The sequence below is a fragment of the Turicibacter sp. TJ11 genome, from assembly GCF_021497505.1.
Classification (GTDB): Bacteria; Bacillota_I; Bacilli_A; order MOL361; family Turicibacteraceae; genus Turicibacter.
Window position 1 is genome coordinate 676,078 of record NZ_CP069349.1, and the last position, 20,652, is coordinate 696,729.

Annotated in this window: 20 protein-coding genes; 13 read left to right on the forward strand and 7 right to left on the reverse strand. The window is 33.2% G+C overall.

Annotated features, from left to right (window positions below; genetic code table 11):
* Positions 1–538: 538 nt before the first annotated feature.
* Positions 539–1,018 (forward strand): flavodoxin family protein, encoded by a 480-nt coding sequence (locus JRC48_RS03185; protein WP_235070428.1) that lies wholly within the window; start codon positions 539–541, stop codon positions 1,016–1,018.
* A 1,183-nt stretch (positions 1,019–2,201) separates the two neighbouring features.
* Here the strand turns inward: JRC48_RS03185 and JRC48_RS03190 are convergent.
* The gene (locus JRC48_RS03190; protein ID WP_235070429.1) at positions 2,202–2,648 is read right to left on the reverse strand and encodes a Dps family protein; all 447 of its coding nucleotides are present in this window, start codon (positions 2,646–2,648) and stop codon (positions 2,202–2,204) included.
* A gap of 392 nt (positions 2,649–3,040) precedes the next feature.
* On the opposite strand from JRC48_RS03190, the gene JRC48_RS03195 reads away from it, so the two are divergent.
* The 5 genes from JRC48_RS03195 (at position 3,041) to JRC48_RS03210 (ending at position 5,407) form a co-directional block, all read left to right on the forward strand.
* Positions 3,041–3,613: an HD-GYP domain-containing protein gene (locus JRC48_RS03195; RefSeq protein WP_235070430.1), complete on the forward strand. Its 573-nt coding sequence runs from the start codon at positions 3,041–3,043 to the stop codon at positions 3,611–3,613.
* Between the two features lie 122 nt (positions 3,614–3,735).
* The gene (locus JRC48_RS03200) at positions 3,736–4,275 is read left to right on the forward strand and encodes an HD-GYP domain-containing protein (RefSeq protein WP_235070982.1); all 540 of its coding nucleotides are present in this window, start codon (positions 3,736–3,738) and stop codon (positions 4,273–4,275) included.
* A 41-nt stretch (positions 4,276–4,316) separates the two neighbouring features.
* Positions 4,317–4,862: a GNAT family N-acetyltransferase gene (locus JRC48_RS03205; RefSeq protein WP_235070431.1), complete on the forward strand. Its 546-nt coding sequence runs from the start codon at positions 4,317–4,319 to the stop codon at positions 4,860–4,862.
* 87 nt (positions 4,863–4,949) lie between these two features.
* On the forward strand, positions 4,950–5,084 hold the full coding sequence (locus JRC48_RS12670) for a hypothetical protein (protein WP_255703624.1): 135 nt from the start codon (positions 4,950–4,952) through the stop codon (positions 5,082–5,084).
* Between the two features lie 95 nt (positions 5,085–5,179).
* Positions 5,180–5,407: a hypothetical protein gene (locus JRC48_RS03210; protein ID WP_235070432.1), complete on the forward strand. Its 228-nt coding sequence runs from the start codon at positions 5,180–5,182 to the stop codon at positions 5,405–5,407.
* Between the two features lie 85 nt (positions 5,408–5,492).
* On the opposite strand, the gene JRC48_RS03215 is transcribed toward JRC48_RS03210, so the two are convergent.
* From JRC48_RS03215 to JRC48_RS12675, 4 genes are all read right to left on the reverse strand, one after another.
* A complete protein-coding gene (locus JRC48_RS03215) occupies positions 5,493–5,873 on the reverse strand; it encodes a hypothetical protein (RefSeq protein ID WP_235070433.1) in 381 nt (126 codons plus the stop codon).
* On the reverse strand, positions 5,827–6,099 hold the full coding sequence (locus JRC48_RS03220) for a hypothetical protein (RefSeq protein WP_235070434.1): 273 nt from the start codon (positions 6,097–6,099) through the stop codon (positions 5,827–5,829). Before JRC48_RS03220 ends, JRC48_RS03215 begins: the two co-directional genes overlap by 47 nt.
* A gap of 110 nt (positions 6,100–6,209) precedes the next feature.
* A complete protein-coding gene (locus JRC48_RS03225; RefSeq protein ID WP_235070435.1) occupies positions 6,210–6,599 on the reverse strand; it encodes a hypothetical protein in 390 nt (129 codons plus the stop codon).
* 220 nt (positions 6,600–6,819) lie between these two features.
* Entirely contained in the window at positions 6,820–6,942 is a 123-nt protein-coding gene (locus tag JRC48_RS12675; protein WP_255703625.1) for a hypothetical protein, read from the reverse strand.
* Positions 6,943–7,640: 698 nt separating this feature from the next.
* Between JRC48_RS12675 and JRC48_RS03230 the strand changes: the two genes are divergently transcribed.
* Entirely contained in the window at positions 7,641–8,261 is a 621-nt protein-coding gene (locus tag JRC48_RS03230; RefSeq protein WP_235070436.1) for an FMN-dependent NADH-azoreductase, read from the forward strand.
* Positions 8,262–8,351: 90 nt separating this feature from the next.
* Here the strand turns inward: JRC48_RS03230 and JRC48_RS03235 are convergent.
* Positions 8,352–9,682, reverse strand: a protein-coding gene (locus JRC48_RS03235) for an IS3 family transposase (RefSeq protein ID WP_370630383.1) whose coding sequence is annotated in 2 segments (ribosomal slippage) — positions 8,352–9,278 and positions 9,281–9,682 — 1,329 coding nt in all. Because the reading frame shifts where the segments join, the coding sequence is not laid out codon by codon here.
* A gap of 920 nt (positions 9,683–10,602) precedes the next feature.
* Here JRC48_RS03235 and JRC48_RS03240 point away from each other — a divergent pair.
* Both JRC48_RS03240 and JRC48_RS03245 read left to right on the forward strand, forming a co-directional pair.
* Positions 10,603–12,141, forward strand: coding sequence for a glycine betaine ABC transporter substrate-binding protein (locus tag JRC48_RS03240; RefSeq protein WP_370630393.1), 1,539 nt, complete (start codon positions 10,603–10,605; stop codon positions 12,139–12,141).
* A gap of 10 nt (positions 12,142–12,151) precedes the next feature.
* Positions 12,152–12,943 (forward strand): ABC transporter ATP-binding protein, encoded by a 792-nt coding sequence (locus JRC48_RS03245; protein ID WP_235070439.1) that lies wholly within the window; start codon positions 12,152–12,154, stop codon positions 12,941–12,943.
* A gap of 362 nt (positions 12,944–13,305) precedes the next feature.
* Here JRC48_RS03245 and JRC48_RS12750 read toward each other — a convergent pair whose 3' ends face one another.
* Positions 13,306–13,413 (reverse strand): YjcZ family sporulation protein, encoded by a 108-nt coding sequence (locus JRC48_RS12750; RefSeq protein WP_235070440.1) that lies wholly within the window; start codon positions 13,411–13,413, stop codon positions 13,306–13,308.
* Positions 13,414–14,283: 870 nt separating this feature from the next.
* On the opposite strand from JRC48_RS12750, the gene JRC48_RS03255 reads away from it, so the two are divergent.
* The 4 genes from JRC48_RS03255 (at position 14,284) to JRC48_RS03270 (ending at position 19,376) form a co-directional block, all read left to right on the forward strand.
* Positions 14,284–14,871 carry a DUF1349 domain-containing protein gene (locus JRC48_RS03255; RefSeq protein WP_235070441.1) on the forward strand — a complete coding sequence of 196 codons (588 nt, stop codon included), beginning with the start codon at positions 14,284–14,286 and terminating at the stop codon, positions 14,869–14,871.
* A gap of 796 nt (positions 14,872–15,667) precedes the next feature.
* The gene (locus JRC48_RS03260; RefSeq protein WP_235070442.1) at positions 15,668–16,498 is read left to right on the forward strand and encodes a GIY-YIG nuclease family protein; all 831 of its coding nucleotides are present in this window, start codon (positions 15,668–15,670) and stop codon (positions 16,496–16,498) included.
* Between the two features lie 441 nt (positions 16,499–16,939).
* Positions 16,940–18,088 (forward strand): hypothetical protein, encoded by a 1,149-nt coding sequence (locus JRC48_RS03265; protein WP_235070443.1) that lies wholly within the window; start codon positions 16,940–16,942, stop codon positions 18,086–18,088.
* A gap of 145 nt (positions 18,089–18,233) precedes the next feature.
* Positions 18,234–19,376 carry an SEL1-like repeat protein gene (locus JRC48_RS03270; protein ID WP_235070444.1) on the forward strand — a complete coding sequence of 381 codons (1,143 nt, stop codon included), beginning with the start codon at positions 18,234–18,236 and terminating at the stop codon, positions 19,374–19,376.
* Positions 19,377–20,652: the final 1,276 nt, after the last annotated feature.

Sequence of the window (20,652 nt, forward strand, 5' to 3'; positions counted from 1 at the left end):
ATCAGTATTATAATTAACGATCTATATTATTCTATCCACACATATTTTATCGAAAAAAGAATGTTTTTATCACATAGTGTCAATGATTAGTTTGTAACCTGTTTATAATGAATAGCTGAATTTGTTAAATTAGCACGTAAAAATGCGATTCATTTTCTTTGTTAAAGTGAATCAGATTCCTTTAGGAAAGATGAAACTTCTATGTCAATCACCGTATCGAAAGGATCTATCCTTTATTGAACACATCAAAGATGCGATCGAACTTAGAAAATAAGAGTTTTACAAAAATCATTTAGCTGTAAGAAGTCATTAGATGAAAAAAACATTATGTAATGTAAAGCGAGATTGAGAATCTAAATCGTTTTAGACTGTGTGATAAAATGTATCAATTTATGTTTAATTTGTTGGATGATGGGGTAAAACAAAAAAGAGTGTAGTTATTTTAAAGTTAAATAATAGTAATTATTACTATATTAATTGAAAATGATTAGTAAATGTGTTATATTTTAACAAACACAATTTTGAGGAGGAAACAATAATGAAATACGCAGTTGTTTATAGTAGTGTAACAAATAATACAAAAAGATTAGCTGAAACGATTAAGGAAACAGTGGGAGCTGAATTTTGCGGAAAATTTTCAGATGAAGCTTTAGAAGCAGAGGTTTTATTTATTGGATTTTGGGCAACAAAACACTCTTGCGGGGCGGATGTTCAAGGATTCATGAAAAAATTATCAAATAAGAAAATTTTCTTATTCGGAACAGCTGGATACAATGATACACAAGAATACTTTGAAGAGATTTTATCTAATGCTAAAGAACACATTCCAGCATCAAATGAGATCATTGGGACTTACATGTGTCAAGGTAAAGTAACAGAGGCGATGAAAAATCGTATTAAAGAAGTCATGCCTGAAAAATATGAAGAGATGAAAGACAAATTAGCTTCATCAGAAAATCATCCGAATCAAGCAGACTTAGATGCATTAGTCGTTGCTGTTGAAAAAGTGATTAAATAAGTTGAAAAAAGTTAAAACTTCGATTCACTTTGTCATGGTTAAGATCATGGCATCTTGATTAGTTCCAAATTTAAATACTTTTTCTAAATGAAACGTAAAGGGGGCATAAAAGTAACCCCTTAAGTCACTTTACGTTTCTTACTTAAAATTAACGATTAACTAAAGGTTCATCGTTAATTTTAGAGTAGCATATTTTTAAATGAACATCGTTTGAAAATCAGGATCAATATTTTTAATTGGGAACGATAGATTACCATGTTTAAACACGATGTCGATTAATGATGAATATTAACTAATCCTTGTCATAAAAAAGAAAATATTGTATACTAAAATCGTGGTTTTAACCATGTTTTTCTTTCTTTCTTATTTGGTTTGTTTTTGGTTTAAACCCCTTAACCGTTTAGTCAATGGTTAAGGGGTTTTTTGTTAATCTTAAAAAATCTAATGTAGCGAAAGTTAAAAAAGTCTTAATAAAAGCTTCAATTAGCTTTCATTAAGACTTTAGATTAATTTCATATGTTTTATCATCTAGGCTACAGCAAATGAGCTTAGTGATAGAGTCCCACAGAGTTAATCATTAAAAATAAGTTCCAAGAAAGAAAGTTATTTTTCTTGATATGATACATACCTAAATCTTCAGATGTTTTATTCCCATCGGTATTTAAGTTGTGCGCGGCCGACATCCCACAACTTAGCGTCTCCGCCATTTATTAGGAATGTAAGTGTCGATGCCACTTAGTCGATTAAATGCAAAAAAAAACATACAATAAATAATGACGAGACTATAAATGAGCAATAAGTATTGGCATTGTTTTCTTTTTTCATCTTGTAACGACTCCTTGATTTAATAACGACACTCATATTAGCATACCTCTCATGAGCCGTCTACTAAAGAAAGCCGAAAAATAAGGAATATGTGTACCGTTTGTCCTAAAAAAAGAAATTAAAAAGTAGGCGAAATCGCCTACTTTTTTCCCTACGTCTTTTGTCAACCTTCTATTAAAACAGAGCCTCATTTAAAATGGGAGTTCATCTTGTGCATTCCCAAGTTCATTCGATGTAAGTTTTTGTTAAGTTTGTTCGTCTTTTTATGAAAGATGATTCATGTGATGTCGTGTCATGCATTTAACAAGAGACGATGAGGTCATCATGAAACATTTCCTTCATTGAAGTTAAATGGGTGTTATTGCCCCAGAGAGCTTTTTAAGAAGTATAATACTTTATCGTAGTAAACCACTTGAGCGGTGAAGACATCGGCGACACTCCAGTACTCATGATCATCGGCATAAGTAATAATATTGTTAGTAAATTTTCTTAAGTATTCAATGTTAGCAATCGTAATACGAATCGCTTCGTCTTGATTATAAGGGCTTTTTGAGTCAATCGTTGTTAAACGTGAACCAGAAGTAGCGTCTTGTAACGTTCCTTCAGGGAATGCCTCTTGAAAACGAATTTGTTCTGCTGTAACATCCACGTATTGAAACAGTTGATTATAAACCTCACCTAAGTAAGGATGTAAGTAGACGAAACCTTTAGCAATTAAGTTCCAGTGAAGAATATGAACATTTCGTTCGGCAACAGTTAAGTCTTTTAATAATTGATTAAGTGCAACACATAAATTTTGATCCATTTAATCTCCTCCATTCATCAGAGTTAATACTCACTAGTATCATATGCTAAAGCCCTGATGGGGTGTATGAAATAAGGATCATTTTAACGATCATCACTTCATCTGATTTTAGCAGCAGTCACTACTATTTATGAGGATAGAAAAAGAAAGATTTTTCACATTTTCAAACGTGTCTCAGTATGTGGATCTTTTTGATAGGAAGCAAGAGTCACCGGCCATTTTCGAAGAAAAGGTATCTATTAAACATTGCCTAATATAAATAGATAGATTATTATATAATAGGTATTTAGTTTAGATATGATCGGTAATATTTATCAGTCAATAGATAGAATCAAAACGATTAGAGTTTAATAGATTTTTAGTTATATGAAAGGGAAATTATGGAGCTTCAATTGAATTTTTTTAATGTCATTAATACCATAAGAAAAACTCTGAACTGTATTGATGAAAAAATAACAAATCATGGTGATGAAACCGCCTATATCGCTTATAAATTAGGAACAAGTTTAAATCTAGATGAAGAAGATTTAAAATCTATCGTTATCGCGGCTATGTTTCATGATATAGGAGCTTGTAAAACAGATGATTTAAGTAATATTGTAACTTTTGAAAATTATAATTATAAAAATCATTCCATTTATGGTTATCTGTTTTTTAAGTATTTTTCACCTCTGCCACATATGTCAAAAAGTATCTTATATCATCATGAAGATATTAATCATTTAAACGATACGATAGAAGAGAATTATGCAAACTTAATTCGTATATGTGATGCCGTATCTGTTCATAAGATTAAATGCAGTCATTATGACGAGTTTGAAAAAAATGTGATGTTTGAGATCAATGATTCAAAAAAGTATAAACAAGACTATATTAATACTTTTATAAAACTTCATAAAGAAGAGTCTAGTTGTCAAAAGCTGTTTGATGGAAGTTATTTAATAGAGTTAGATGCCTATATTTAAATCGTTTAAGCTATACTCAAGATGAGGTAAAAAAGTATATCGAATTATTAGGTTTTAGTATTGATTTTAGAAGCGAAAATACTTTAACTCACTCTTTAACCGTCTCGATTGTCACTAAAGAGATCTGCTCTATGTTAAACTTCAATGAAAAAAATAAAGAGATGTGTATCATATCAGCACTATTACATGATATAGGTAAAATATCTACACCTATCGAAATTTTAAAATGTCCAGGTCAGTTAAGTGAGACAGGTTTTAAGATCATGAAAGGTCATGTATCTAAAACGAGAGAAATTCTTGAATATCTTGATCATGAAAAAATTAAAAATATCGCTTCTAATCATCATGAAAAATTAAATGGAAAGGGTTACCCTAGAGGTTTGACCGAAGAGATGCTAACGTTAGAAGATAGAATTATAGCAGTCGCTGATATTTTTTCAGCTCTAACAGAGAAAAGATACTATAAAGATTCTTTACCTAAAGATGAAGTTTTAAGGATATTAAAAAATTGTACTTTGAAACATGAATTAGATTCAAATATTGTAAGTCTCGTATCGAATCATTATGATAGGATATTGAATTTGATCGAAGTTGAAATATCTGAATTTAATCATAAATTAGAAAAAATAAAAAGTGAACATATGAAACTACTCAGTCAATAACTTAGTAGTTCAAAAAAGTGGGAAGATTGGGGGAATACTTAATGTTGAGTTTAACGACGGAACGATTACTTTTAAGAAGTTGGCAAGAGAGCGATAGTGCTGATTTATACGAATACGCAAAAAGTGAGTGGGTAGGTCCATTTGCGGGATGGAAGCCTCATCAAAATGAAGCGGAAAGTAAAGAAATTATTAAACGATTCATTGAAGCGGATGATACGTATGCTATCGTTTTAAAAGATGAAAATAAAGTGATTGGTGGAATTGGCTTACATCACCGATTTCCAGATGAATCTCTTCAACACTTAAAGCAAAGAGAGATTGGTTATGTGTTAAATCCAAACTATTGGGGACGAGGGATCGTTCCAGAAGCAGTGACTTGCTTGTTAGATCATGGATTTCATCACCTAGGGTTAGATTTGATTTGGTGTGCTCACTACGATTTTAATGCTAAATCTAAACGAGTCATTGAAAAATGCGGGTTTAACTATCAATTTACCAAACAGAAAACCTTACATTTATTAGATGATCAAGAAGTGAATACGCTATATTATCACTTATCAAAACAGGATTATTTTAATCGAAAATAACGAACGATTTGCTAGGAACAAGAATTGATGCTGTTTCAATAATTGAATCATTTATACATTAGTGCAAATGAAAGGGGGGAGATGATCGTGGAAATTTACATTCTACCAAGTCCGGGAATGTTGGTCGTTCAAATGTTATCACTCCTCATGATGGGTGGCTTTGTTTATTTGTGTGTGTTATTATCAAAAGCGTTAAAAAAATATATCTCTAACAAGGAATAACCGAAAAGAAAACGATTACTTTTTTAGTTTTCAATTAACTCGTTTTATGTTATAATAATAGTAACAAGTAACATCAGTCAGTGAGGGGACAAGTAGTGGATGATCAACTAAAAAAAGAGTTAATGTTTTTTATTAAACGATATCGATTAGAACACCAAATGGATCACGTTGAACGAATGTTAGAGGTGAGCCTTCAAATGAAAGAGGTAATATCTTTAGGTGAAGATGAAAAGTTTTTAAGTTTATTAGATGAATTTTCAAGTAATTATTGCTTATCAGATCATGAAATGCTGCTTGAGTTTCAAAAATTAGTCTCATTTTAAATGAATCTTTATATTTAGAAGAACAAAAAGAGGACCTTCTCTTGATTAAAGACGATCCTCTTTTTAATGTTATATCCTAAGATTATTAATGGTTAGTTGTGAATGTTAAAGTCACAGCCTGAACCGATTTCATATCTTGAAAAACATCAGGTTCAAAATACGAATCGACCGCGAAACTTCTCATACTCGTCCCCTCATCAGAAACGATAATCGCAACAGGGATTTCTTGGTTGAGTTCAATGGGGTGAAAATCAGTGAGAAAGGCATGAGTTGAGATTGTCGCATCAAAATCTAAATCATCAAGGTCAACATGAGATGATAATTTTCCATGTGCGCTGATCACGAAATTAATACTACGATCATCGTTTAGTGTCAAAGCAAATGTACCTTCTAAACGAGTATCAGTGTCACGTTCGGTTTCAATCGAGAGGCCACCCCCCTGATTGAACGTCTTGCCAATTCCCATGTTCATCTAATGAGTATACATGAATCATGACGGATGTTGCGTCTTTTGGCGCATTAAAAGATAGAAGCTGAGACTGATTGAGTAAGTCAAAAGCCTCTAATAAAGATTCCTCTTTTTCACTTAATGGGTAAGGTTTGACTCCGACTTTTGAATCATTAAGACTTGAACAGGCGCTTACTGATAGCATGGAGATGATGAATAAACAGATAAATAAGAATCTTTTCATTGATTACCCTCCTAAACAATCATTAAAAATAAGCCGACTGAACCAAAAGCAGTCAGTGACTTAAACCACAGGGTCATATTTTAGATCAATCAAGTGCGCTCTGATGTTCATTAAAGTTTCGTTTTGTGATCTAAAAAACGTTTCATCATAAAAATGATGATATAGAAGATGAATAATCCAAAGCAAAGCTTTGTTGTGGCCCATTGAAAATAGTCATAGTAACCGATAATAATGGAGCTGATGGTTAGCATCAGTGTTGAAATCCAAGCCGCTGTGTTCCACTTTTTATTACTGGATGGAAATCCAACGCCACTCATCCATAACGAAATTAAGATTGGAATGGTGATATACCAAGTGAAACTATCCATTCCAGTCGCTAAAACAAGCACTAAGACAAAGAGAGTGTTTAAAATAAACGGCAACAATGAAAGGATCGTTAATCCCTTATATTGATGATTCATACTTAAAAAGTCGTTTTCTTTTGAATAGAGTGGCTTCATCATAATCCTCCTTCTTTTTTAAATCTATTCTATTATCACACAAATATTTCCAAATATGAACAACTATTTAAGAGAAATGAGAGGAATTCATGGAATCCAAAATGAGATCATTAAGTCATGTATTTAACGATAATAAAAAAAGACATAGATGAGACACTTAATTTATCGCTAAACAAATTAAGGGTTTTCATCTATGTCTGAGCATCGACAATCATCTGAATTAATTCCATCCTGTGATTTTATGTAACGCTTCTTCAAGTCCTGGCCATAAATTTAGTATTAAAGCGGCTAAGAGAACGAAAGCAATGAGAATCATCATTAGTTTTACTGCTTTATTTTTCATGGTTACACTCTCCAATATTTCAATTATGATCGTATGAAAAACTAATCTAGGCTTATTTATATAATTTATTTGATGGGTTGTCAAGCCAGTCATAGTCACTGCACAAGGAATAGACTTCCATCAGAAGAGTTTTTAATTCATTTAAATTCTCGAGTCAAATCATTTGTTATTATTTGGAAATCGTTATATAGTTTAATCATAAGAAGCCACCACAATCAAAAAAGCATTAGCGTAATGAATTGGATGCAAGGAAAAAGTCTTTAGATGTTTATCCTTATGATAGCGGATAAGACGTTTCAAATAAGTGGATAACTTCATACTCATGACTTCTAATCGGCTTCAATGAAGCTGTACTTTAAATCATGGATGATCGTTCTTATTATTTTGCTAACCAGAAAGATGAATTGAATTTCGAGTGATTTAGAGCTAAGTAAAATCGACAGCATAAGAAACGTTTTGGTTTCTTTGAGAGAGAAGGAGAAAAAAAGATTAAATAATAGGAATAATTACTAGTTATTTTGCATAAGCTATAATTAATTAATGAAGTGTCATCTATTCATTGTTCATTCGAATAGATTAGAAGGTAAATAAAACTGTATAGAAACGAAATGGTTTTTCATTTTAACGCATCAAATCGTGATAAATGAATCATGGGGTTAGGATCGGGAAATAGGAATCATTTTAAGGAGGAAATCATAATGTCAAAGGTATTATATATTAAAGGAACACCACAAAGTGAAGAAAAATCAAAAAGTTCACATATTGCAAGAACGTTTGTCGAAGAATATAAAAAAAATAATCCAGCTGATGAAGTGATTGAGCTAGAATTATATGGAATGGATGTTCCGTTAATTGATGCCGACGTGCTAAACGGGTGGGAAAAATCAAGAGCAGGTCAACCATTAACAAGTGAAGAAGCACGAAAAGTCACAGCTATTAATGACTTTACTCATCAATTCATGAATGCTGATAAATTTATCATTCAATCTTCAATGTGGAACTTAGGGATTCAACCCTTATTAAAAGCATATTTTGATACAGTGATGGTTGCAGGTCAAACATTTAAATATACAGCTGAAGGACCAGTTGGATTAATGAAAGGTAAAAAAGCCATTCATATTCATGGATCAGGTGGTGTTTACTCAAACACAACAGGAATCGAACATGCTGATTCATATGTGACAGGAGCATTACGATTCATGGGAATCGAAGTTGCTCCAACAATCTTTATTGAAGGAATCGATTATGACCCATCACAAAAAGATGCGATCATGTCACGAATCACTGAACAAGCTAAAGAAGTCGCTAAACAGTTTTAATAGCTAACTTAAAGCTTGTTAAAACTATAAATACACTATTAAAAAGCAACGATTAATCTGTACCCTTTGTCAAGGACAAAGAAAAAAAACCTAAGCAACTTGAAGCTGATTTCTGTATCCTACAGGAGTCAGCTTATTTAAATTCCATTGATATCTAAAGTTGTTATGGTAATCTATATAATCTTTAATTTCGATGAATAAATCATCAAATGACATTTGATTCGTAATCTCTGCTTCATCTTTTAAATGCCCAAAAAATGATTCTTGTGGAGCGTTATCCCAACAATTACCCTTTCTTGACATGGATTGTTGAATTCCTAATTCTTTTACTTGATTCGAAAATTGTGGACTAGTATAGTGTACTCCCTGATCGGAGTGAATGATCGTTTCTTTCATTAATTGGACAGTCGGATTTTCTTGAAGTTTTTTCAGTGTTTGGAGAACAAAATCTATCTTTAAATGATCACTTAATTGAAAGGCTAAAACTTCATTCGTTGCACTATCTAAAATGGTAGAGAGATAGGCAGTTTGACCCTTTCCATATTTTAAATAAGTGATATCGGTTAATAGAACTTTGTAAGGTTCTGATGGTCTAAACTTACGGTTAACAAGATTTGGACAAACGCGATGTGCTTGCGTAGCTTTAGCGAGTTTACGATAGGGATTATTTCGACGAACTTTACTCAACAATTCATATTTTTTCATGATGCGATGAATAGATTTTAGGTTAAAGGAGATGTTGAATTCTCCTTTAAGAACCATCGCTACTTGGCGAATTCCTTTGTTCTTTCGTCCTTTGAAATGAATGGCTTGTTGAATCACTTCTAAACGTTGTTGTTCGTCTTTTAGTCGCTTTAAGCGTGCTTTTTCAGCGCATGACGAAAAATAACGATAATAACCTGATCTTGAAACACCAAGACTATCGCATAAATGAGAAATTAAAGAGTTAAATTTAGTTGATGTCTGGCTCACCACTTGATGAATCATTTGAAACCTTACTTCTTTAGAGACTATTCTAGCATTTTTCTCACGAGTCTCAACTTTTTTAATAATTCGTTCTCAATCCTTAAAACTTCTAATTCGGCTTGCGTACGTAACAACTTTTCTTCTATCGTTAACTCTCGCTTTAGAGGTCTTCCAGAATTGGTAGTACGACTATCATCCAATCCTAATGGCCCCTGAGTTTTAAAGGCTTGTTTCCAACGTTTAGCTGCAGAATTCACACGCTGCATACCAAGCATCTCAACATTGAATCCATAGTATTCGAATATCTCTCGAGGAAACTTTCCTTTCTCGCTCATCGCAATAAAGTTTTCCTTAAATTCTTTTGTATAAGTAATCCCTTTTTCAGACACTGACTTAACATAATCGTTTTGTTTGAGTTGTTCAATCTCTTGCGATGTAAATAACTTCTTGCTCATCTGAAATCCTCCTAAAATCTAATAGTTTATATGATAGCAAAAAGACCCTAGAGGGTAGACTTTTTTTACTTGTCTACTCTCTAGGGTACATTTTAGATTAAGTCGTTGCTTTTTTAATTGATATCGTGAACTTCCTAATTTAAACAATTTTGAATAAATCCATTCCACCATTTTATATGTCGAGTGGGGGAGCTGATCGTTTGTGGCGAGATGTCTTTAGATATGGAAAAAGCCCTAATAGGTGTCTAGGGTGACAACCATTAGGGCTTTAATTGAATTATATAATTATAAGAAGAGAGAATGAAAAAAGATTTAGGAGAGAGTATTTTATAAATACTTAAGGGGAATTACACTTATGTTATGGAAAGAATTTTAAAATTTTATTCAGGTGAGTTAAAAATATTTATTTTTATAGAAACAGATAAGTAGTCTACATGTAAGGTGTAGTATAAAAACGATAACCACTTTACGTACCAAAACATTCTATCGTCCAGGGGTCCCCTGCCATGCGAAGCATGTCTCCTCCTTTGGTAGGGAAGGGGTCCCCTGCCATGCGAAGCATGTTTCCTCCTCTGGCAGGGAATGGGTCCCCTGCCATGCGAAGCATGTTTCCTCCTCTGGCAGGGAATGGGTCCCCTGCCGTGCGAAGCGTGTTTCCTCCTTTGGCAGGAGGTAGGGTAGGAATTTGTCTGATACTGGGTTAATTTGTACGTATTCGTTTTCAATTGTAAAACAAAAGATGAAAAATGATAAATAGTATTAATAATTTTACTTAGAAAACCGTATGATGATTATAGCTAAGGCTAAAAATGTGATAAAAGAACAGACGTTGGAAGATCTATTGATTTAATGTAGAAAGTACTCAAGATTGTGTGCTGAAGAATGTTAGATCAGATTCATTAAAAAAGGGGGGGATAAAGCTGTTACAAAATATATGGTCGGTCTTTATAGAAAGAAAAGACTTCTTTTTAGGCTTATTGGAGGAACATTTGAAGATTTCTCTACTTGCTATTGTGATTGCTATCTTGCTCGGGGGAATGCTTGGAATTTTAATTAGTGAATTTAAAAAAACAGCAAAGCCGACTTTAGGGATCATAAACTTCTTATATACCATTCCGTCAATTTCGATGCTTGGATTTTTAATTCCCTTTTCAGGGATTGGAAATGTTACAGCAGTCATTGCACTGATGGTTTATGCTCTTTTGCCAATGGTAAGAAATACTTACACGGGAATGACGAATGTTGATTCCGCTATTTTAGAAGCAGCAAAAGGAATGGGAAGCACCCGAATACAAGTCCTTTTCAAGATTAAACTGCCACTTGCTATGCCGGTTATTGTGTCAGGTATTCGCAATATGGTGACAATGACGATCGCCCTTGCAGGTATCGCTTCATTTATCGGTGCAGGTGGCTTGGGGGTTTCCATTTACAGAGGAATTACGACAAATAATACGGCAATGACTATGATTGGTAGTTTGCTTATTGCGTTACTTGCTTTAGTCATGGATTTTCTGCTCGGTTTCATTGAAAAACGGATGAATAAACATCGTGTGAAAGCGAAGAAGGCAAATCGTATGATGTTAATGACGGCCCTACTGCTTGTTTTGTGTATTGGAATCGTTACATTACGTCCTATTCATAAACAAGATACCATCCACATTGCCACAAAACCGATGACTGAACAATATGTATTAGGTGAAATGTTGGATCTTCTTATCGAACAGAATACAGATCTGAACGTAGAGCTGACGCATGGTGTAGGCGGTGGCACATCGAATATTCATCCCGCAATGGAAAGTGGTGAATTTGATATCTATCCTGAATATACGGGAACAGGATGGAATATGGTTTTGAAACAAGAAGGGTTGTATACCGAAGATTTGTTTGAAACTATGCAGGATGAATATGAACATTCACTTAAGATGCAATGGATGGGGATGTATGGTTTTAATAATACTTACGGTTTGGTTGTCCGCCGTGAAATTGCAAAGAAATACAATATTAAAACTTATTCAGACCTGATGGCTGTATCTAATCAACTTATATTCGGTGCCGAATATGATTTCTTTGAGCGTGAGGACGGGTATGATGCGCTTTGTGATACCTACGGCTTCACATTTAAAAAAACAATAGATATGGATATTGGGCTAAAATACCAAGCCATCAATCAGGAGAAAATTGATGTTATGGTTATTTTCACCACTGATGGCCAACTAAGTGTTTCTGATGTGACTGTTTTAGAAGATGATAAGAATTTCTATCCTTCCTATCGATGTGGTAATGTGATTCGCGCTGAAGTTTTAGCAAAACATCCTGAACTGACAGAGATATTCAACGAGCTGACGGATGTTATTTCCGATAAACAGATGGCACAAATGAACTACGCTGTCGAAAGTGAAGGAAAAGAGCCGAGACAAGTAGCTGAAACATTTTTACAACAGGTAGGTCTTTTGAAATGAGGGATAAAGAATGAGTACAGCGATTGAATTTAAGAATATTAAAAAAGCATATAAAAATCAGATCATTCTTGAAGAATTTAATCTTTCCGTTACACAAGGAGAATTTGTTACCATCATCGGATCTTCAGGATGCGGGAAAACAACAGCCTTAAAAATGATAAACGGATTAATTAAACCAACAAGCGGTGATATTTTTGTGGATGGAGAAAATATTCGAGATAAAAACTTGACGGAACTCCGACGCAATATCGGGTATGCCATTCAGGGGAGTGTTTTGTTTCCACATATGACAGTCGAACAAAATATATCTTATGTTCCCAATCTAATCAATAAGAAAAACAAAGAAAAGACCACCATGGCAGTTTCTAAATGGATGAACATTGTCGGTCTTGATGAAGAATTAAAAGATCGCTATCCATCTGAACTATCAGGTGGACAACAACAAAGAGTCGGCATAGCGAGAGCTTTAGCAGCGTCTCCTGATATTCTTTTGATGGATGAGCCTTTCGGTGCTGTTGATGAAATTACTCGTGGACAGCTTCAAAATGAATTAAAACAAATTCACCAAAAAACGGGGATTACCATCTTATTTGTCACTCACGATATTTCGGAAGCACTGAAGCTTGGCACAAAGGTGCTTGTTATGGATAAAGGAAAGATCGTGCAATATGATGAGCCAAAGACGCTTTTGCGTAGTCCGAATACCGACTTTGTAAAACAGTTAGTCGATCAAGAGAGATGTACTTGTCATTTTCCAGATGAACGTTTAACTGTTTTGGAGCAATGGAGAGATAGCATATAATCTAGGAAGAAAAGCGACTGTTTCACATGTTATTCAATCGATTTAAAAATATTTACTTTTTATTCATCAAGTCTATCCTGCTACCATGACGAACTTAAACTTCATGATCAATATAAGAAAAGGCGAATCATGTTCATCACATCATTCGCCTGATGGATTAATAAATACTCAATCCTTATCTATCACCATGACTGAAGGTGGGATGTATTCATCTAGAACTACGGACTTTGGAGATGTTTTTAATTAGTTATTTGATCAAATAGATCATTAATTAGACATTTTTTGTGAAATAGAAAAGGAAATAGGCGTACCTATTTCCTTTTTATTAAAGACGTTTATTTAAAAACGTTTCGAAATCTTTATTATCGTCCGCAGACACAACCAATGATAACTAAAAGAATAAATAATACTAAAATAAAAGCAAAATTATTATTTGAACAACCAAACATATTTACCACCTCATCTAACATCTAGCACCTTGTGCTCAATATATTATATGTTTTAATTTGTAATTGGTGAAATTATAGAATGGTTTGAAAAATGAATTAAATAGAACTTTCAATAGGTGCGAGCTATGTTATAATTTATAAATTAGTGACGAGAAAGAATTTTATGATAGAGAATGATATTAATTGTATGACTGAAGGGGATTATCTAGAAGGCATCTCATATTCTTTATTTAACAGGGGTGAAAATTGATTAAACTCATCTTTTTGCAATAGGATATAAAACATCAATTTCAATAATCAATGATCTCGCGCTACCAGGCATGACTAAACTTCAATACTCAAAATTAACAACAGAAAACGGATAGGCGAATCATGTCAGAAAAAAATCACATCATTCGCCTTTTCTTATAGATGCTAAGGCTCAAATCGAGCGATTTTCGTCCTTAGCAACATCAACCTAGAACTAAAGCTAACACTAACTAGTCAATCACCCCCTCCCATACGAGACGTATGGTGAGGCGTGGGGCTTGTCTAGTTAGTTTTTTTATCTAATTAAGATTTTTCATGGTAGCGGGAAATATTTAGACATGAAAAAGCCCTAATCGTTGGATGGGGAGATACGACCATTAGGGCTTCATTAAAAGTATATCATTATAAGGAGAGAGAATAAAAAAAGATTTCGGAGAGAGTATTTCATAAATACTGCTCTATGTTATGGAAAGAACTTTCACATTTTATTCAACTAAGTTAAAAAATAGTCATAATTCACTAGAAAATCTTACTACAAGGATATTTGATTTTTACTATATATTGTATATAATTTAATTGTTATGAATGTGAAATGAAAGACAAGAGTATGAGTGTTTCATACTTTTTATAGGAGGGAAAGAGATGTTGTTCAAAGATTGTAACGCTACTTGGATTTACGAACCTAAAGAATATAGTTTATCAGACGAAAAATTAATCATTAAAACAGAACCAAAGACAGATTTTTGGCAAAGAACCTACTATGGATTTCAAAATGATAATGCACCTGCATTACTGATGTCTACCAGTGAAACATATTTTTCTTTTAGTGTGAAAACACAATTTAACAGTAAACACCGATTTGATCAATGTGGTGTGATCATTTATCAAGATAGTGATAATTGGTTTAAGGCATCTATTGAATATGAAAATGAGGACTACCAACGATTAGGGAGTGTCGTGACTAATCACGGCTATTCAGATTGGGCAACAACAGATATCCCAGCTCAACAAAAAGAAATGTATTATAGACTCAGCCGACGTGGGAGTGACTACTGTATAGAAAATTCATACGATGGTGTTCATTATAAACAAATGAGAATTTTCCATCTATTTGAAGGGCAGGGCGAAATACGAATTGGAGTATATGCTTGTAGTCCAGAAGATTCCTCATTTGAAGCAACTTTTACAGACATCGAATGGACAGAATGTAAATGGGACGAACATAAATAATAATCATTAACTGAAAATGTAAACGGATAGGCGAATCATGTTCACACATCATTCGCCTTTTCTTATGGATGCTAAGACTCAAATCGAATGATTTTCGACCTTAGCCTAAATCCTCATGAATCCAAGTGTTCACTAAACATCTATCCCTATTAGCAACCACATCCTGCGGCTGTTGGCGTGCGAGGGCTTTTTTTATCTAATATAGATCATTCTTAGTAGCGGGACTTTAATAATGAGACATCTTCATAGTAGAGAGGGGTTTCCAACCCAAACGGTTGCAGGGCAACGGATTGGGTTGGAAGGATATTGAATCTCAGTTATTTAACAGGGGTTGGTTTTTATTAAATTGATCTTCTCATTCAAGAGAGTATTTAGATAAAAAGGCGATAAGAAAACCCACACGACACGAGTGTGGTGTGGGTATCCTTATCTTTTGAGACAGGATATAAAAGGACAGACTTTACTAATCATGGATGTCCCGCTACAAGAGGGCATCAAATTTCATATCCTAAAACAGTCACTAACGATCCATCCCACCTAGTTACCCGCCTATTTCATCCGTCGGGTGAGGTTTGGCTTGATATTTAGTTTTATATTTAATCTGAAAAATTTATTGTAGCGGGACTTTAAGGTGTCACCTGTAACAGCAGTTATCTTATTCCCCATTTTATAACCAAGGAGTAAAAGTTATTACAAATACTTTACAGTTTATTAACTGACTTCATATTAGTTAAAGGGGAATTTTGTTATAATTTATTTATGAGCAATATGTTAATAGTTAGAGGGAGATGTGAAAATGGAGAAACTTTATCTTAGAGACTTACTTCATTTTAGTGAAGAAGAATACGGGAATGTTAAAATTAGATTTAATCAATCTAATGGTTATGATGATCCTATGGACTTATATCAGCATAATCCAGATATCGTTAATAATCAGTGGCTATTTTGGCGAAGTAAACAACGTTATTTTCAAGTAGGACAGATTGCTATCTGTTTATTAAAGTTATCATATGATACTTGGTTATTTACGACTATTAAAAAAGTGACAAAAGATTTCAATCTCTATGATGGGATTAATTATGAAGGTGAGGAGTTAGAGAAATATAAATCTTATTTTGGACGAGTAGTTATTAAATACCGTAAGACGTTCCAGGCACAAGGATGTTACTATGGATCAATCTGTGATGATTTGGAAGTTCAACAAATACTACCAGCCATTTTTGATGGTAATGATTTTCCAGGATATGACAAAGTTAGATTATCCTATGGGCAGTTGGAGACGGTTTTAAATCGTGGTAAGAGAGATTGGATTGCAGCATTAGAAAATCAAAAGGCAGTGTATTTAATTACTGATAAAGAAAGTGGGAAAATGTATGTAGGTTCTGCCACTAGTGATTATGGAATGTTATTACAACGATGGAGAAGTTACATAGCCAATGGTCATGGTGGAAATAAAGAGTTGATAGAATTAGTCGAGAGGAAAGGCATTGATTATATAAAAACAAACTTTTACTATTCTATTCTTGAAAATTATAATGCCAAAGTAGATGATCGTGTCATCTTGGAAAGGGAATCTTGGTGGAAAGAAACATTGCAAACTAGGACTTTTGGTTATAACAGTAATTAAAAATATAAAATTTTGTCTATATCAATAATCTTTGAAACACAGATACAGAGTATTATTGAATTAATCAATCCCGCTACCAGTTTTGATCTAACTTCATCCTGCCTAATAACATCAATAAAAGGATAGGCGAATCATGTCAAAAAAAGAGTGACATCATTCGCCTTTTCTTATGGATGCTAAGACTCAAATTAAACGATTTTCATTCTTAGCGAATCTCCTTACTAAAATTGAAAATCACTAAACCCAATAGTAATGAAGATAAATATTCTGACATATGATTAGATTGAATGAATTAAATATTTTTAGTTATTATTTAACAAAAAAGCCTATTTGAATGACGTTTAACTAGAATAGTGATAACTCCCTAACGAAGATAAAAATAGGGTTATTAGATTAGACATGATTATCAAATAAATAAAATAATGATGGCAGGTGAGAATAATGATAGAAGATTCCAATGAGATGATTGATTTCTCTGAAGATGAAATGGTACAAATGTTAAATGAAATAAGTCAACTTGTAGGAAAACATAATGCAATTCAATTATCGTCTGCTGCTATTGCGGCGAAAGAGAGTAATGCTCTTGCAAATAATGTTGAGTTCTGGAAATGGATGGGGAGAAATTACGATAAATCAGGGATTTTTGACTCAAGTATATCAATGCAACAATACATTTCACAAGGGGCAGGAAAAGAAGAATGGATGATAAAGCAACTACAAGGTAAAGGATATGAATGGGATTGGATAACAGCACAAAGAGAGAGTGCTAAAAAGATTTTCAATACATATGATGCTGGTGATGTGGCTAATAGAGCGGCGAGTGATGTGACTGAAAGAAGTATTTTAACTAGAAAAAGTAGCGAGTATCAGATGAAAGCTTATACAAGTAAATCAAATCCACACTTAAAGAATACACCGAAGGAAATGAATATTGTAACCAACATTGAAAAAGTAGATGTTATCAAGGCTAATCAATATGAAAGTGTTGAAGAGTTCCAAGATATACAAACTATAAAAAATGCAACGAATGAACGATTAGAACAAATAAAAGATGGTAAAGCATATACCGCGTATAATTTTAGAAATGTAGCTGGAACGATGGCAAAGGCGGGATTAGTTGGATGTACAATTGGAATTAGTACAGAGGCTATTAGTTCTTATAGATCATGGAAAAATGGACAACTGACAACTGACGAGTATTTGAAGGAACTCTTAAAATCAGGTGGTGATGCAGGAGTGAGCGGGGGAGTAACGGCAGGTGTTATGATTCCTGTTTCAGCAGCCATTACTGCTGCAGGAGCATCCACCTTTTTGACTATTCCTGTAGCATTTGTTGTTGGAGAAACTGTTAATAAAGTGGTAGCACCATGTTTTGCGCGTGGAGCGTATAGAGAGATTTTATCTAAAGCTAAGTATTATCAAAACGTTGAAAATGTATATGATGATTTGGTTGATAGTATGCAGTATGCGTCAGAACAATACTATGATTTTGTAAGTCATATCAGCCAACAGAATGTTATTCATCAGGAAGTTAAGAAAAGTAGCATGAAGATGAATGAAGAATTAAAGAATTTATATGATTCTATATAGAAACAGAAATGTATTTCATCATTTTATATCAGTCTTAGTTGAGCAATTACTTTAATACTAAGGCAGACTATAGTCCAGCTAAAAGTTTTCCGATATGAAAAACTTATCTGGACTTATATATATAAGGAGACGGAGGTAGGGTTGGATGGAAAATATGATCATAGAGGATGTTAATTATTTATGTCAGCAATCGTCTGGACGTATAAATATAATTTTATCTGGAATGATAGCATTAATGAATGACACTGATGGGAAGGTAGCTATGCTTGAGTCTCAGAAGTGGTTTCAAAGAATGGTGAAAACTGTTACTGGGAAAAATAAGCTAACGCAAGATGAGATACAGAAAAATCATGACAAGTTAAATGCCTATATGTCACAAGCTATAGCTGAATTATACAATAGAAATTGTATTGATCATCAGGTAATGTTGAGTTTAGGAACCCAATTAAATGAAATTTATATAGATCATTTGCAACTTAAGAACATGTTAGGTTCATTTGTTAGTAAACTTAACGAAAAAATTGATAGTATTGATAATTTTCATATGTTAATAACAGAAATCGAACAAGGTGTTTATTCGCAAACGTCACCAATTATTTCAATCTGTAAGGTGATTTCTCAATTTGATAGTCGAATTTTAGAGGATGATAGAAAATTAGATATTCTTACGCGAAATCTAATAGCACAGAAAATCATTAATGAAGAATCTATTTATCTAACCGATTATCTTATGGAAGTTCTTGAAATGCCAGTAGATGAATTTGGACAGATATATTTAGAGTTGAGTACAATCAATAATAATTTCATGGCTAATATTATTCTTAAAACGATGGATAAATATTGTTTCTTATCTGATATAGAAAGAAAATTAAAAAATAAGGATACTTTAATTAGAGAAGTTATACAAAAAGAGGGGCTTGTTGATACAGCGAGTTTATGTATTAATGAAATTTATCATGATTTTATAAGCAGCAAAATTGCTATTAATACTAATCGTATTAGAAGTAAAGGGAAGGAAGATGAAGGGGAGTTTGATGAGAAAGAAAAGGTAGTTATTGAAAGCAAATTTGATCGTGATTATGAAGAGGTTAAAAAGGATTTTCCTAGGATTGTTGAAAGTGAGCATAAGGTGGTTCAGTACAATATCGCTGTTTGTTATCATGATGGTTGTGGTGTAGTTCGTGACGATAGAAAAGCTAGAAAGTGGTTAATAAAATCAGCACAACAGGGGTATAGTTGTGCAATAAAAAAATTAGACGAGTGGTATGGAGAAGATTATTCTGAATAATTAATCTAAAAAGTAGAAAAAAATGAAGTGTGTGCATCAGTCATGAAAGAGGCTTAATACAAATTAAGGTCATCCTATTTCGCTTTCTACAGAAAAATAGAGTTATCATTAAACACTTAATTCATGTGTTGTTTCGTCTAATACACACAGTTTCGGCTTGGGCGATTGATGTTTAGTGGTTTGATTAATGAAGATGATTTCTAGTAGCGGGATTAAAGTATTTAGAGATCATCTTAGTACAGGGGAACTTCCAACCCAAACGGTTGCAGGGCAACGGATTATTTAATCTCATGGATTTAACAGAGATTAGCTTTTATTAAATTGATCTTCTCATTCAAGAGAGCCCTTTAGATAACAAGGTGATAAAAAAACCCACACGACACTTTGTATCGTGTGGGTTTTCGTATCTTTTGAAACAGGACATAAAAAGAAGGTTGAATAACCAAGTGAGTCCCCCTACTAACTGTTATCTAACTACATGTTCCCTAAAAGACTCATCTACTTCTGCCAACATCCTAGCGGATGTTCAGGTTCGGTGGATTTTTTAGTTAGGGTTATTTGGATATAGAGATTTTATGACAACAACAAAAGGATAGCCGAATCATGTTCACACATCATTCGCCTTTTCTCATTGGATTTTTCATCCATGAATAAGAGGAGTCACTAAACATTCGATCCACCAGTGCCACCATACTAGCTTATGGTGAGGATGTGGGCTTGATATTTAGTTTAACATTGAGGCGATTAAAACAAGAACCTCTACATTTATAAAATGAAATATCGTTATTTTTGGATAATATTGTATAATAAAATCAACTCAGAAACAGATTGGAGAGGAATGTTAGCATGGTAAAGCGAATCTTTTTGTTTGTATTAGGTATTATCATAATTCAATTCAGCGCTTCTTTAGGTTATTTAACTTTAAATTTTGTTTACATGAATAAAAATTTAACTTCAGAATTTCCGTTACTATTGAATGGATACATGTATTCATATATGTTAATAGGATTTTTAATATTTGCGATTGGAATACTTGACTGGATCCTGGAAAAAAGAAAATAAATTTATTCGATTTATAAGTGTTAATTTGTGTTTAGGTGTTGAAGAGATAAATATAATCTAATAAAAATATTTCTTGATTAATTTCTAAAATAATTTACTTAAGATTTCCAAATAAAAAAGGTGTTCTAATTTAGAACACCTTTTTAAAATAGAACCAAAAATAACACATAATCACTGAATATCCACCTCCCCATGACTACATCCAAGTGAATTT